Annotated in this window: 15 protein-coding genes; 7 read left to right on the top strand and 8 right to left on the bottom strand. The window is 50.6% G+C overall.

What is annotated here, in order from left to right:
- From OXG87_02800 to OXG87_02790, 3 genes are all read right to left on the bottom strand, one after another.
- Positions 1–282: MerR family transcriptional regulator (locus tag OXG87_02800; protein MCY3868458.1), on the bottom strand; the 282-nt coding region annotated here is incomplete at its 3' end.
- A gap of 5 nt (positions 283–287) precedes the next feature.
- Positions 288–1,592 carry a ribosome biogenesis GTPase Der gene (der, locus tag OXG87_02795; GenBank protein ID MCY3868457.1) on the bottom strand — a complete coding sequence of 435 codons (1,305 nt, stop codon included), beginning with the start codon at positions 1,590–1,592 and terminating at the stop codon, positions 288–290.
- A 3-nt stretch (positions 1,593–1,595) separates the two neighbouring features.
- Positions 1,596–3,020: a DUF512 domain-containing protein gene (locus OXG87_02790; GenBank protein ID MCY3868456.1), complete on the bottom strand. Its 1,425-nt coding sequence runs from the start codon at positions 3,018–3,020 to the stop codon at positions 1,596–1,598.
- Positions 3,021–3,245: 225 nt separating this feature from the next.
- Between OXG87_02790 and OXG87_02785 the strand changes: the two genes are divergently transcribed.
- A complete protein-coding gene (locus OXG87_02785; protein MCY3868455.1) occupies positions 3,246–3,938 on the top strand; it encodes a glycosyltransferase family 2 protein in 693 nt (230 codons plus the stop codon).
- Positions 3,939–3,951: 13 nt separating this feature from the next.
- Here OXG87_02785 and OXG87_02780 read toward each other — a convergent pair whose 3' ends face one another.
- From OXG87_02780 to bamD, 4 genes are all read right to left on the bottom strand, one after another.
- Positions 3,952–4,248: a cell division protein ZapA gene (locus tag OXG87_02780; GenBank protein ID MCY3868454.1), complete on the bottom strand. Its 297-nt coding sequence runs from the start codon at positions 4,246–4,248 to the stop codon at positions 3,952–3,954.
- Positions 4,249–4,320: 72 nt separating this feature from the next.
- Positions 4,321–4,572 carry a hypothetical protein gene (locus OXG87_02775; protein ID MCY3868453.1) on the bottom strand — a complete coding sequence of 84 codons (252 nt, stop codon included), beginning with the start codon at positions 4,570–4,572 and terminating at the stop codon, positions 4,321–4,323.
- 36 nt (positions 4,573–4,608) lie between these two features.
- Positions 4,609–5,196, bottom strand: a complete 588-nt coding sequence (nadD, locus tag OXG87_02770; protein MCY3868452.1) for a nicotinate-nucleotide adenylyltransferase — start codon at positions 5,194–5,196, stop codon at positions 4,609–4,611.
- A 1-nt stretch (position 5,197) separates the two neighbouring features.
- A complete protein-coding gene (gene bamD, locus OXG87_02765) occupies positions 5,198–5,971 on the bottom strand; it encodes an outer membrane protein assembly factor BamD (GenBank protein ID MCY3868451.1) in 774 nt (257 codons plus the stop codon).
- A gap of 289 nt (positions 5,972–6,260) precedes the next feature.
- Between bamD and rbsK the strand changes: the two genes are divergently transcribed.
- The 6 genes from rbsK (at position 6,261) to purL (ending at position 13,667) form a co-directional block, all read left to right on the top strand.
- Entirely contained in the window at positions 6,261–7,175 is a 915-nt protein-coding gene (rbsK, locus tag OXG87_02760; protein MCY3868450.1) for a ribokinase, read from the top strand.
- 92 nt (positions 7,176–7,267) lie between these two features.
- Entirely contained in the window at positions 7,268–7,444 is a 177-nt protein-coding gene (locus tag OXG87_02755; protein MCY3868449.1) for a hypothetical protein, read from the top strand.
- A gap of 51 nt (positions 7,445–7,495) precedes the next feature.
- Entirely contained in the window at positions 7,496–7,690 is a 195-nt protein-coding gene (locus OXG87_02750; protein ID MCY3868448.1) for a hypothetical protein, read from the top strand.
- Positions 7,691–7,700: 10 nt separating this feature from the next.
- Entirely contained in the window at positions 7,701–9,059 is a 1,359-nt protein-coding gene (gene purB, locus OXG87_02745; protein MCY3868447.1) for an adenylosuccinate lyase, read from the top strand.
- A 131-nt stretch (positions 9,060–9,190) separates the two neighbouring features.
- A complete protein-coding gene (gene rfbC, locus OXG87_02740; protein MCY3868446.1) occupies positions 9,191–9,745 on the top strand; it encodes a dTDP-4-dehydrorhamnose 3,5-epimerase in 555 nt (184 codons plus the stop codon).
- Positions 9,746–9,752: 7 nt separating this feature from the next.
- Positions 9,753–13,667 (top strand): phosphoribosylformylglycinamidine synthase, encoded by a 3,915-nt coding sequence (gene purL / locus OXG87_02735; GenBank protein MCY3868445.1) that lies wholly within the window; start codon positions 9,753–9,755, stop codon positions 13,665–13,667.
- Between the two features lie 296 nt (positions 13,668–13,963).
- Here the strand turns inward: purL and OXG87_02730 are convergent.
- On the bottom strand, positions 13,964–15,433 hold a 1,470-nt coding region (locus OXG87_02730; GenBank protein MCY3868444.1), incomplete at its 5' end, for a hypothetical protein.

Genomic DNA, 15,433 nt, shown 5'->3' with positions numbered 1-15,433 from the left:
CGTCGCGTCTTCAATACTCTGATTTTCCCATAAACTGCGGTCTATCTTCAGCCTTTCAACCGCCCCTTGAATAGTGTATTTCTGGGCGTAGAGCAAGTCCTTAATTGCCAAAATGACCTTGATATTTCGCTCTGTGTACGCGCGATTGCCCGACCGACCACGTCTGGGATTCAGTTGAGAAAATTCCTTCTCCCAAAATCTCAGAACATGGGATTCTATGCCAGTGAGTTCCGATACTTCGCGGATTGAATAATAGATCTTTTTTATACCACCTGGACGCATAGATATCACTTCTTTTTAAATAAGATGCGGATGGGTGTTCCGTAAAAGTCAAACGCCTGTCTGAGCCTGCGCTCTAAAAACCGACGATAATGCACGGGAACATCCTTGGGCCGTCTGGTAAAAAAGAGAATGGTTGGCGGTGCACTGCGCGGCATAACGCAGAAAGACATGCGAAAGACCCTTCCATTTTTTGTTGGCGGAGCTGTTGTTGCATTGAGATGCGTCAAAAAGTCGTTCAAATTACCCGTTGAAATGCGAAGGCGACGTTTTAGCGCCACATCCAGAGCCAGATCAATAATGCGCCACGCGCGTTGCCCCGTAAGTGCCGAAAGAAAAACAATGGGATAGTTTTCGAGATGTACAAAACGCGCGCGGATTTGTTGGGCTATTTTGTCGGCAGTGTGGCCATCTTTTTCAATCAGATCCCATTTGTTGATGCCCACGATCAGCCCTTTGCCCAGTTCGACAGCGCGTTCTGAAATTTTGACATCCTGTACTGTACATCCTTCTACAGCATCAACCAGCACAATCGCCACATCGCATCGCTCAAGGCTTTCCACGGTACGCAACGAACTGTAAAAATCGACTTGCTCTTTGATGCGCGTCCGCCGTCTCAAACCCGCCGTGTCAACCAGAATAAATGGCTGTCCGTCGCGTTCCATCGAGAGGTCAATCGCATCGCGCGTCGTTCCAGGGATCTCGCTCACGACCACCCGTTCCCGTCCCATTAGGCGGTTCACAAAGGTGGATTTGCCCATGTTTGGGCGGCCCAATACCGCAATTCGAGGGGGTAAGTCCTCTTCCGAATCTCCTTCTTCTTCTGGTAGGCAGGTGAGGATTTCATCCAGCAAGTCGCCCGATTGCCGCCCATTGATAGCAGAAACGCATAGTGGATCGCCAAGCGCGAGACCATAAAACGCCGTGCCATCGGCCTCGTTCTCATCTCTATCGACTTTGTTGACAATTAGCCGATAAGATGCGCCCGAATCGCGGATCTTGCGCGCCATAATTGCGTCGTAATCCGTAGGTCCAGTCTCTGCATCAACCACAAAGAGCAACAGGTCCGCTTCCCCCAAAGCAAGCTCGACCTGTCGGGAAACCAGATCCGCGATTATCTCGCCAGAATTGGGCACATATCCACCCGTATCGACCAGCGTGAAGGTTCTGCCATTCCAGGTACACTGTGCATAGTTGCGATCGCGCGTGACACCGGGAAAGTCATCCACTACAGCTTTGCGCTCGCCAATCAGCCGATTAAAGAGCGTTGACTTGCCGACATTTGCCCGCCCCACAATCGCCACGACGCCCATTGCCTAATTCTCCATCTGATGTGACGAAATATAAGGATGCGCCACAATCTCACTGCCTGCACCTACAAAAGCAGACACACCCCCAACGGCATTTTGAATGGTCTCTACCAGATCGTAAGTGCCTACAACAGCCCGACACCCCACCTCTTGCTCCAGATCTTTGAGCAAGAGATCGTCTAAAAAGAATCCATTGTGATTCAGGCAGTTGGGAGGTAAAAGAACAGTCTCATCGCTACTGATACGGGCATCTATAAGTGCGCGACCAATATCGTTGCCCGACAGCAACCCAGAAACCGTTATCCCCTCGCCAAGAAAGTGATTGACCACAGGTACAACACGGACATCAATCCACGAGATTTGGTTCAGACGTTTGACCATTGTATCCAAAAAATGCGTACCCAACATACCCGTTACGAGTACAAAGCGCTGCGGTGGCAACGCCAAATTTTCGAGTTCCTCAATCCGATTCTCAAATCCGTCGATAAAACGGCGAACCATGCCGATTCCGTTTTCGACAAGCGGAAAACCATCGTATTCAGACCGCAGCGGCACAGACTGACCCGTCATCAAATACATTTCATCGCCCAAATACACAAAGCGCGTGCCCAGGCGTTTCCTTAACATATCCTGCCATGCTGTTATCTCGCGGATTGCCATAGCAGCATCGGCGTGTGTTACGGGATTCAACCTGGGAAGATTTTTGCGGAATTTGGTCAATCCCAGCGGCACAACGCCCAGGGATTCAACGCGCGGATGACGCGCTGCAAGATCAAAAACCGTCTGTTTGAGTGCCTGACCATCATTGATGCCCGGGCACAAGACGACTTGTGCGTGCATCTGAATCCCATGTTTGGCTAAGATATCAATCCGATCCAAAACAGGTGTTGCCCGCCTGCGACCGAGCAACTCCGCTCGCAATTTGGGATCCGTGGCGTGAACCGAGATGTACATTGGACTCAATTTCTGGTCAATAATGCGCTGAAATTCATCCTCAGACAGGTTTGTTAGTGTGACATAAGCCCCGTGTAAAAAAGACAATCGATAGTCGTCATCCTGGTAATACAGGGTCTTGCGCAGACCTTTGGGCATCTGATGCAAAAAGCAAAAAACACACTTGTTATCACATTTGAGAATGGGCATATCTTCAAAATCCACGCCCAAATCGTCTTCAATATCTTTTTCTATTTCAAATAAAAATCGATCTTCGCCTCGCCGCACTGTGGCCGACACATCTTCTTCGCCCATGTAAAAACGGTAATCAATGGGATCGCGCACGGGGTGTCCATTGATGGTTTCTACGACATCGCCGCGCTGCAACCCAATTGCATCTCCAATCCCATCGGGATGTACCAAACGGATTTGCAAACCGGTATCAACGCGTTCAACACTGCGCCGTCCTTCGACCTGTGCCCCTCTTATAACATCCATTTCAATTCCAGTAATTGATTGTTAGACAATACAATATTCCAATAACTTATAAGTATTTATGAATCGACAAAAACTTACGATAAAGCCAAAATAAGGTCAAGAGAAAAGCCGACTTCCCGAGATACCCATGCTTTTAATATCTGACAAGTTCAGGATATCTCCTTATTTTGAATACCATCAAAATACAAAAAAAGATTCTCCAGTCAACATGGGAGGACACACCTTATGCCCGCCCCCCCACGCATCTCAGTTATTATTCCGGTTTTTAACGAGCAGGATGCTATAGAAAAAGTAATTGGCGATATTCCCTGTCATTTGCCCACCGAAATCATCGTCGTCGATAATGGGTCAACCGACCAAACTGCAAAATTAGCCGCCGCAATGGGTGCACGCATTGTTCGAGAAAATCGCCGTGGATACGGTTCTGCCTGCCTCGCGGGCATAGCAGCAACCAATAATCCAGACATCGTCGTCTTTCTCGATGGCGACTACAGCGATCACCCCAACGAAATGCCAAACCTGATTGCGCCCATCCTGGAAAACCGAGCCGATCTCGTGATTGGCTCGCGCGTTTCAGGCAATAGTGAACCCGGTGCGCTGATGATTCAGGCGCGTTTTGGCAACCGTCTGGCTACCAGCCTCATCAAAATCCTCTTTGGCGTATCCTACACAGATCTGGGACCTTTTCGGGCAATCCGCTATTGGGCACTCAGAGACTTAGATATGCAAGATAAAACCTTTGGGTGGACAGTAGAAATGCAGGTCAAAGCAGCAAAAAAGGCGTTAAAAATACAAGAAGTGCCAGTAAGTTATAGAAAACGCATCGGCGTTTCCAAAATTACTGGCACTTTAAAAGGCACCCTCAAGGCAGGGTGGAAAATTTTATTTACAATTTTTAAGTATTGGTTTACGAGGTGAGAAGTGAGGGGCCTCACTTCTTTGCGCCATCTATATGCTGCTCCAAACGCCTGAGAGCATCATCTATGCGAATGCGACCTTCTCGACGTCGAGTGCGATGACGCACAATTTGATTGGCAATATCAAATGCAGCCATTAGTGCAATCCGAGCGGTATCACCTGTGTCTTCGATCGCGGCAATCAGGTTCATTTTTTGATCGACAAAATTTGAAATTTTAGAGGTATATTCCCCCGACTCCTCACTACTGAGTACATATTCAGAGCCAAAGATCGTCACCCTGGTCTTATGTAAATCATCAGAATGGGCCATAATATAGCTTTACTAAAGTTATGCCGTGCGTCCAGCAGTCAGTTCCCCCCACTCCCCCTATCAGAACTATAATCACGGCTTTGCCACAAGGTCCATGCGAACCACACCATCGGTAGCGGGGACCTCCAATTCCACGATCCACCCTTTGACGACCTCACCTCTTACAACAATTTCTTTGGCTTCTTTTGAAAGGATTTTAGCATCTTCTGATACACGCGCCAGCGCGCGACACTTGTCATCATCCACGCAGAAATAACGCTGAATCCGCGCTTCGGGCATTCCCCCAAGTCTGGGACATTCGGCTTCTTGTTTTTCGTCTTTCATAACAGAACCTGTTAAAAGTCTTGGGTCTCTATCCCTCTACTTCTGAAGATATAAACCGTGAGTTTTAATATAATCTACGACAGCGTCGGGAACAAAAAAAGAAATCGGTCTTCCGGTGCGTACGCGTTCTCTAATCGCCGTTGACGAAATATCCAGCAGAGGTGTTTCAATAAACTGCATCTTAGACTTGAAAGCGGGATCAACGCGCTCGCGCTCAAAACCCGGGCGTTCAGCCACGAGTACATGAGCTATATCCAACACGCCTTCGGGGTCAAACCAGTCGCCCATTTCAACGGCATTATCAGCGCCAATGATCAAAAATATATTTGTGTCCTCACCCATATTCCTGCGCAAATGACGCAAGGTATCAATCGTATAAGATTTCCCGGAGCGCGATAACTCGAATCGACTCAGTTTAAATCCCGGATAATCGCGCACGGCCAGACTGACCATCCTCGCGCGATCTTCGGCCGAAGTCATCGTGTGTTTGAGCGGCGGGTCGCCCGACGGCATAAACACAACCCGATCGAGCGCACATTGGAGCATAATTTCCTGCCCGATAATTAAATGCCCGATGTGAATGGGATCAAATGTCCCTCCAAAAATGCCAACGCGCTTTGTCATCCTAAGGTTTTTCAACGCGCAATTTGGACTGCGCTTTTTTTATTTTTTCCATCTCTTCAATGACTTTTTCCTTCAACTTCGCGGGCAAATCCCGCCCTATCAACAACGTAAGCTCGTTGAGCGCCTCGTCGAGTGCCCCGGTCTTAAAATTGACCTGTGCAATGATAAAACGCGCCTCTAAAGCAGCCTCAGTATCGGGATATTCCTTCAATATGCCTTCGGCGTAGAGTTTGGCCGAGGAATAATATTTCCACAGGATATAATCGTATGCAATCATGATGTCCTTGCGGGCCAGTTGATTGCGCAACGCGTTAATTCTATTCTCTGCCTGAGAGACGAGATCGCTTTGTGGATAATCTTCAATAAACCGCGCAAATTCTCGAATTGCCTTGTGCGTTTCATCCTGATCGTGGTGAATATCGCGCGCATCCTGATAATAACACTCGCCAATCTGGAACCGGGCTTCTGCGGCATAAGGACTCACGGGATATTCATTGAGCAGGCGTTCGTATTCAAAAATAGCCGTTACATAATCTTTTTGACACTGATAAGCTTTGCCCAACCCAAATTGCGCCTCATCTGACAAATGAGATCCGGGAAAATCCGATAGCATATTTCTAAACAATAACTCGGCGTCGTAGCACTTCTTATTTTTTAGTGCATCTTGCGCGTCTTTGTAATAAACCTCTGGACTCAAGCGCCTGTATTTTTTTTGTGCACATCCCACACTCAACGCGATCAGACACGCACAACAAATATGTAAAAATCGTTTCATGATCCGCCAATCTGCATGATCTTAAGAGAACTATGTAACATGTCGTCCTGTCTGATAAACGATGCAGATTCTGTAATGTTCCCCAGTTCTAAAACAAAAAAGGGCGCGTTTTTCTCGCGCTTGATTTCAAACTCACCAAAAGTATAAGGACTTTCACAACATAAGCAAACGCACCTGTCAAGTCAAGAATACCGACCTGGTGAAAAACATATAATCCCAACCTCTTGACTTGCACAAGAGATTTTCGCATGAATGTTTAAGTACCTGAACAAAACCCGAGAGATTCTCCATGTCTCGCGTTCTCGTCATAGGCAGTTCCAATACCGATCTGGTTATTCGCGCCAATAAATTGCCATCGCCGGGGGAAACAGTACTCGGCGGCGCGTTCTTTACCGCTGCAGGCGGCAAAGGCGCCAACCAGGCCGTTGCCGCAGCCCGCGCAGGGGCGCAGGTCACATTTATAGCGCGCCTGGGGTGTGATGATTTTGGTGCGCAAGCTCTATCGGCCTTTCAACGCGAGATGATCGACACCCAATGGATTGTATCCGACCCCCATCTGCCTTCAGGCGTTGCTTTTATCCTCGTGGATGATCGTGGTGAAAACAGCATTGCGGTCGCTTCAGGCGCAAATGCGGCCCTGTCACCCGATCAAATCCAAGATCAGGTCTATGAGAATGCAGAAATATGCTTGCTTCAACTCGAAATCCCGCTTGAAACCGTCGTCCATGCCGCATCTTTATCGAGAAAAAATAAGACCCGCGTCGTACTCAATCCAGCGCCAGCAGCAGACCTGCCAGCCGAAATCTGGTCTCACCTGTTTCTCATTACGCCCAATCAAACTGAGACCGAATACCTCACGGGAATCCCTCCCAACAGCTCTCAAAATATCGCAAAGGCAGCCGACAAACTCCTCCAAAAAGGCGCTCAAAACGCGATCATCACCCTGGGAGCACAGGGCGCGTTTTTGGCGACACCAGATCAAACTTTACACATACCGGCTTTTAAAGCTACACCAATAGATACCACAGGTGCCGGCGATGCCTTTAATGGCGCGCTATCCTGCGCCTTAAGCGAAAACCAATCCCTTGAAACCGCCATTCGCTTTGCGTGCGCCGCAGGCGCTCTCACCGTCGGCAAAGCAGGTGCTCAACCCGCGATTCCCACCAGAGATCAAATCGACGCGCTATTGGCGAATCTCCCTTGACGACAGCCCCGGCTTGTCCTATATTCCTATTCCCTTTCCCAGACTCCCCTCCCCCTCTCCCTGATGCCATCCCGTATCAGAAAGGAAATCTAATGGGTTTGAGGAAAGCGAACGCGATCAGGCTCGATTTCGATGACCTCGTCAAAGAACTCGACGATTTCGAGCAAGACATTAAAACCCTTCAGGAACGCATAGACCAACTCATCACCAACGCTCGAGAAAAACCGATCGGAGCCGTTGCCAGAGAAGGCGATATGAGCACAACCTGAACACACAACCAAACAGGCGGGTATTTTTCCCGCCTGTTATTTTTTTTCACAATGTTCTACACCATTATTTTTGCCACTGTCCTCATCGTTGTCATATTGGCAAAATACCTCTACAAACCCGTTGAACGCTGTCCCGAATGCAACACCCCGCGCGAGTCCGATCATCCGATATGCCCGTGCGGATATGTTTTTGAATTTCCCGATGATGACGATCCCCTCGAATACGGTGACCCGGAAGATCAGTAAAGGAATCCCCATGACCCTCACCGCACTCTCTCCCCTCGACAATCGCTACACGAGCCGCTTGACAGATCTCGTTCCCTGTCTCTCGCATTTTGCGCTAATAGCCTATCGCGTGCAAATCGAAATCGAATGGTTGCGCTTCCAATCAGAGCATCCCGTACTCACACACGTCCGCACATTCACCGATGCCGAACACCAGATATTGAAGTCCTGGATAGAAACTTTCGATGAACAGCAGGCCCAGCGCGTTGTTGCAATCGAAAGAGTCACCAATCACGATGTCAAATCCGTCGAATACTACGTCAGAGAACGCCTTGAGGAAACATCGCTCGCCGACGTCTGTGAAGCCGTGCATTTTTGCTGCACCTCTGAGGACATCAGCAATCTCGCCCACGCGCTCATGCTCAAATCCGCTATCAAAGATGTCTTTCTTCCACTGGCACAGGAAGTTATACAAATCACTTCACAACTCGCGCAGGACACCAAAAGCCTCCCCATACTCGCGCGTACACACGGTCAACCCGCCACCCCGACCACAATGGGCAAAGAACTCGCCGTATTTGTCTATCGCTGGCAGCGGCAGATCAAACAGGCCACACAGCTCGAATACCTCGGCAAATTCAATGGTGCCACCGGCAATTACAACGCGCATGTCGCGGCTTATCCCGAAGTGTGCTGGCACGACCTCGCCCGCGATTTCGTCCAGCGTCTCGGTCTCACATTCAATCCCCTCACCACGCAGATTGAATCGCACGATTATATGGCCGAAATTTTTCACCTGATCGTCCGCTTCAACACCATCTCACTCGACTTTGCCCGCGACATGTGGACATACATATCTCTATCCTATTTTCGCCAGAAAACAGTCGCATCAGAAGTCGGATCCTCGACCATGCCCCACAAAGTCAATCCCATCGACTTTGAAAATGCCGAAGCCAATCTGGGCATCAGCACAGCCCTGCTCGAACACCTATCGACCAAATTACCCGTCTCACGCCTCCAGCGCGATCTGTCCGACTCCTCAGCCAGCCGCAATATTGGCCCGGCCATCGGCCATGCGTGTCTCGCCCTGAAATCCATCCTGAATGGTATGGGCAAGGTCGCCATCGATAAACAGGCCATTGCCGGCGATCTCGAAAACGCCTGGGAAATCCTCGGCGAAGCCGTGCAAACCGTCATGCGGAAAACTGGATATGAAAACGCCTACGAACTTATGAAAGACCTCACCCGAGGTACAGACATTACAAAGACCGATCTCGACGACTTTCTCAACTCCCTCGCCCTCCCCCAGGAAGACCTCAAAAACCTGAAAAACCTGACGCCTGAATCCTATATAGGACTTGCCCCGCAGCTTGTGGATGATATTTTGTAAAGGCGTGGGGCTGGGGACTGGTGGAGACAAACTGTCCATCGTGAACTGGCCTGGACTGCGACCAGTCATGCTCGAATTACTCGCCTTCATACACCGTTGCACACTTCACACTTCATCCTTCACACTTCATCATGTCCTTTGAATTTGAACACCTCGCCATACCCGACGTCATTCTCGTTCGCGCAAAGCGATTTTCCGACGATCGCGGTTTTTTTGTCGAAACGTACAAACGAGACGACTTCAAAGCCAACGGCATTTCAGAAATGTTCGTTCAGGATAACCACTCTCACTCTACCCGCGGCGTGCTGCGCGGATTGCACTACCAAAAAGTCCCCCGCGCACAGGGCAAACTCATCCAGGTGCTCAAAGGCGAAATATACGATGTTGCCGTCGATATTCGACGGGGGTCCCCCACTTATGGTCAATGGACCGGCATTCATCTTTCCGAAGCGCGATCCGAACTCCTGTATGTTCCCCCCGGCTTTGCACACGGATTTTGCGTTCTCAGCGAGATGGCGGACTTCACATACAAATGCACGGATATTTACGCGCCAGAGACCTATCGCGGTATTTCCTGGGATGATCCCAACTTAGGCATTTCCTGGCCGATAAAAAATCCTATCCTTTCCAGGCGCGATCAAAATCTTCCCCCACTCAAAGAGGCAGACAACAATTTCATTTACTGAGGACCCCATGAGCCTGAAGCATTTCTTTCGCATGCCTGCTCTCTCCCCCACGCAGCAACACACCCTGCTCCAATTGTCAAGACAACGCGTTTCTACACACATTCACGATATTGAAACCGAATACTGTTTCAACATACAAATAGGCAGTCCGCTTTCTGCCGGCCAGCAAAACCGACTCATCTATCTGCTATCCGAAACCTTTGAGGCAGATCAATTCGCAGAACAGTCCTTTCTTACGGGGCCTGGCACGATCCTCGAAGTGGGACCGCGCATGAATTTTTCCACAGCATGGTCAACAAATGCCACGGCAATATGCCACGCCTGTGGGATCACGCAAATTTCTCGCATCGAACGATCGCGGCGTTACCTCATCAAGCCAGCCTTAAGCCTGGATCAGCAGAATATCTTTTTGTCCCTCGTACACGACCGCATGACCGAATGCCTGTATCCCAATCCCCTTACCTCCTTTGACTCCGATGCAAAACCAGAACCCGTGTCCGAGATTCCCCTCGTAGAAGGGGGTCGCCGCGCCCTCGAAAAAATCAATCGCACCATGGGCCTGGCATTCGACGAATGGGACCTCAATTATTATACAGATCTCTTTCTCGACGAGATCGGACGCAATCCCACCAACGTCGAATGTTTTGACATTGCCCAATCCAATAGCGAACATTGCAGACACTGGTTTTTCAAAGGCCGCCTCATCATCGATGGCGAAGAGATACCCGATCACCTCATCGCCATGATTCAATCGACACTCAAAGCCAACCCCAACAATAGCACCATCGCCTTCAAAGACAATTCCAGTGCCATCCAGGGGTATCCGATACGCACTATTGTACCCACTACCATCGGTAATCCCTCTCCTTTTACATTCTCAGACCGCGCCTGTGACATCATCTTCACTGCGGAAACCCACAACTTTCCATCGGGTGTTGCCCCTTTTCCCGGCGCAGAAACAGGTACGGGCGGGCGCATCCGGGATGTGCAAGCCACGGGCCGCGGCGCGCTCGTCATAGCGGGTACAGCGGCGTATTGCGTGGGCAATTTGTATATCCCTGGATACGATCTGCCCTGGGAAAATCCCAAATTTCAATATCCCGATAACCTCGCTACCCCCTTACAAATCGCAATTGAAGCCAGCAATGGAGCCTCGGATTATGGCAACAAATTTGGCGAACCCCTCATACAGGGCTACACGCGATCCTATGGTATGCGCCTGCCCAATGGAGAACGCAGAGAATGGATCAAACCCATTATGTTCAGCGGCGGGATCGGTCAGATGGACGCGCGCCATACAAACAAAGAAAAGCCTGAACCCCAAATGCTCGTCACCAAAATCGGTGGGCCAGCCTATCGCATTGGCATGGGGGGCGGCGCTGCATCGAGCATGGTGCAGGGCGAAAACGAAGCCGAGCTCGATTTCAACGCCGTACAGCGCGGCGATGCAGAAATGGAACAAAAGCTCAACCGCGTGATCCGCGCCTGTGTCGAACTCGGTGATCAAAACCCCATTGTCAGCATCCACGACCAGGGCGCGGGTGGCAACTGCAATGTACTCAAAGAAATCGTTGAGCCAGCAGGTGCCCGCATCGATATTCGCGCCGTGCCCGTTGGAGATGAAACCCTATCTGTACTCGAAATCTGGGGCGCCGAATATCAGGAAAACAATGCCCTGCTCATCCGTCCCGAACACGCCCGTCTCTTCGACGCCCTCTGCAAACGCGAAAAGGTCATCTACGCTTTTGTCGGCGAAGTAACCGGCGATGGACGCGTGGTAGTCTTCGATAGCACAGACAACACCACACCCGTTGACCTCGATCTGGAAAAAGTCCTTGGCGATATGCCGCAAAAGCCATTCAAACTCGACCGCTTTCCCATCCGCACAGAACCACTCATCCTGCCCGAAAATCTGACCGTTAAGAAAGCGCTTGACCGCGTGCTTCGCCTCGTTTCTGTTGGTTCCAAACGATTTCTCACCAACAAAGTTGACCGCTGTGTAACCGGGCTTGTCGCACAACAGCAATGCGTGGGACCACTCCAGATAACCGCAGCAGATGTCGCTGTCATTGCACAAAGCCATTTTGGCACGACTGGTGCCGCCACCGCCATTGGCGAACAACCCATCAAGGGTCTCATCAATCCCGCGGCGATGGGGCGCCTGTGCGTGGGCGAAATGCTCACCAATATCGCCTGGGCGCGGCTGAGTGCCATCGAAGACATCAAGTGTTCTGGCAACTGGATGTGGGCGGCCAAATTGCCTGGAGAAGGCGCAGCACTTTACGATGCGGCCCTCGCTCTCACGGATATTCTGCTCGAATTGGACATTGCTATAGATGGCGGCAAAGACAGCCTCTCGATGGCTGCAATCGCACCGGGAGAGGATGGCGACGAAACGGTCAAAACACCCGGCACACTCGTCATATCGGGCTATGTCACCAGTCCCGACATTACACAGACCGTCACCCCCGACTTAAAATATCCCGATGAAGGCCTCATACTTTACGTCGATCTCGGCGCAGACAAACATCGCCTCGGCGGGTCTTCTCTAGCCCAGGTGTACGAGCAACTCGGCAACGAGTCGCCAGATGTCGATGATCCCGCCCTGCTCAAACGCGCGATTGGCGCACTCCAATCCTGTATAGCAAAAAATTACATTGCCTCGGGACACGACCGCAGCGATGGCGGTCTTATCACCGCGCTTTTAGAAATGGCTTTTGCTGGCAACTGTGGTATTCAGATCGATCTTCAAACCCGTGCCAATGCAATTTTCTCGCTCTTTTCCGAAGAACTCGGCCTCGTCTTTGAAGTGCGTCCCAAAAATCTGACGATTGTGCGAGAAATTTTTGAAAAAGCTGCCGTGCCTATCCAGACCATTGGAAAAGTAACCTCCAGTCCCTACATCCAGATTTCTGTCAACAACCAGCGCGTTCTCAAAAGTCCCATGCCCGAATTGCGCGACTTATGGGAAGCTACGAGTTTCCAACTCGAACGCAGGCAGACCAATCCGTCCTGCGTCGCACAAGAAGAGGCGTCTTTGCACGCGCGCACAGGTCCTAAATTTACTGTTCCCATTGAGCCAATACCCACGCCACCCGCCATCCTCAATGCGAGTCGCAAGCCCGCAGTCGCCATCGTGCGTGAAGAGGGCAGCAATGGAGACCGCGAAATGACCTCTGCATTTTTTGCAGCGGGCTTTGAACCCTGGGATGTGACCACCAGCGATCTCTTATCTGGTACCATCGCACTCGACGATCGGTTCAGAGGAGTCGTGTTTGTAGGTGGATTCAGCTACGCCGATGTGCTCGACTCGGCCAAAGGGTGGGCTGGCGTGATTCGCTTCAACGACGGCCTACGCGCTCAATTCGATACCTTCTACAACCGCCCGGATACCTTCAGCCTCGGCGTGTGCAACGGCTGTCAACTTATGGCCCTGCTCGGCTGGGTTCCATTTCCCGGCCTTGCCAACGCGGCACAACCCCGGTTTATTCGCAACGAATCCGCGCGTTTTGAATCCCGTTTTTCCACTGTGCAAATTCAGGACAGTCCAGCGATTATGTTCAAAAACATGGCCGGTGCATCCCTCGGCGTGTGGGTCGCGCACGGCGAAGGCCGCGCATTTTTCCCCCGCACAGACGTACTCGACCGCATCATAGATGAAAACCTCTCCCCCGTGCGCTATGTCGATGACAACAATACCGCAACCGAAGCCTATCCCTTTAACCCAAATGGTTCGCCACACGGTATTGCCGGTCTTTGCTCCCCCGATGGTCGCCACCTCGCCATGATGCCCCATCCCGAACGCACCTTTCTCAAGTGGCAATGGGGCTATATGCCAGCGCACTGGAAACGCGATCTTCAAGCATCTCCATGGCTCCAAATATTTCAAAACGCCCGCGAGTGGTGTGAGGGTAAAACGTAAGACGGGAGACGTAAGAGGTGCGTGCAAGCCCTGCCGCTCACTGACAGTTCTATCACTGGAGTCATCATCAGAAAAAGAGAACGCCCCAGCATTGTTGTGCTGGGGCGTAAGTTAATCCTGAATCAGACAGGTTTATGCTTTAGAAAATAGAAACTACAGGCATTACACCGTAATACGCGCGATGATTTTCCACGGGGGGAATCCTATCGATCTTTTCACTACCCGATCTTAGCGTCTCACCCTCTGTTATCGCAGACCAGGGATCGGAAATACCGGTACCACAAAACGACGAGTTCCTATTGCCCGGAACTCGTGTACACATAGACCTTCTCATCATCCGGATCAACCACATAGAACTGGTCGTTGGCATACGTGATGCCTGCCGGATAATTATTATGTCTATGCAGATCGAAGTCTGCACTTGCATCACGCTGCCCAGAACTCGTGTACGCATAGACCTTCTCATCGATCCAATCAACCACATAGAATCGGTTGTTGGCATACGTGATGCCTTCCGGGCTACCATTGTCTCTATGCAGATCGAAGTCTGCACTTGCATCACGCTGCCCGGAACTCGTGTACGCATAGACCTTACTCCCACCACCTAACGCATCATCAACCACATAGAATCGGTTGTTGGCATACGTGATGCCTTCCGGATCCTCGTTCTCTCTATGCAGATCGAAGTCTGCACTTGCATCACGCTGCCCAGAACTCGTGTACGCATAGACCTTCTCATCGATCCAATCAACCACATAGAATCGGTTGTTGGCATACGTGATGCCTTCCGGGCTACCATTGTCTCTATGCAGATCGAAGTCTGCACTTGCATCACGCTGCCCGGAACTCGTGTACGCATAGACCTTACTCCCACCACCTAACGCATCATCAACCACATAGAATCGGTTGTTGGCATACGTGATGCCTTCCGGATCCTCGTTCTCTCTATGAAGATAGAAAGATGTGCTCGGCGGCGTCCCACCACCACTTCCCGATTGCTCGGAACCCGTGTACACATAGACCTTATCAAGCACATCAACCACATAGAATTGGTCGTTGGCATACGTGATACCACTCGCTATAATGTTGTTGCTATCCAGATCGAAGTCTGCACTTGCATCACGCTGTCCGGAACTCGTGTACACATAGACCTTCTTATCGATCCAATCAACCACATAGAATCGGTTGTTGGCATACGTGATGCCTGCCGATCTCTTGTTCTCTCTATGCAGATCGAAGTCTGCACTTGCATCACGCTGTCCGGAACTCGTGTACGCATAGACCTTCTCATCGAACCCATCAACCACATAGAATCGGTTGTTGGCATACGTGATACCATACGCGATAATGATGTCGATATCCAGATCGAAGTCTGCACTTGCATCACGCTGTCCGGAACTCGTGTACGCATAGACCTTCTCATCGAACCCATCAACCACATAGAATCGGTTGTTGGCATACGTGATACCATACGCGATAATGATGTCGATATCCAGATCGAAGTCTGCACTTGCATCACGCTGTCCGGAACTCGTGTACGCATAGACCTTATCATCGTCCACATCAACCACATAGAACCGGTTGTTGGCATACGTGATGCCTTCCGGGCTACCATTGTCTCTATGCAGATCGAAGTCTGCACTTGCATCACGCTGCCCGGAACTCGTGTACGCATAGACCTTACTCCCACCACCTAACGCATCATCAACCACATAGAATCGGTTGTTGGCATACGTGATGCCTTCCGGATCCTCGTTCTCTCTATG

Source organism: Gemmatimonadota bacterium, from assembly GCA_026706845.1.
Lineage (GTDB): Bacteria > Latescibacterota > UBA2968 > UBA2968 > UBA2968 > VXRD01.
Note: the sequence above shows the minus strand (reverse complement) of the source record. Positions and strands in the feature narration are given on the sequence as shown.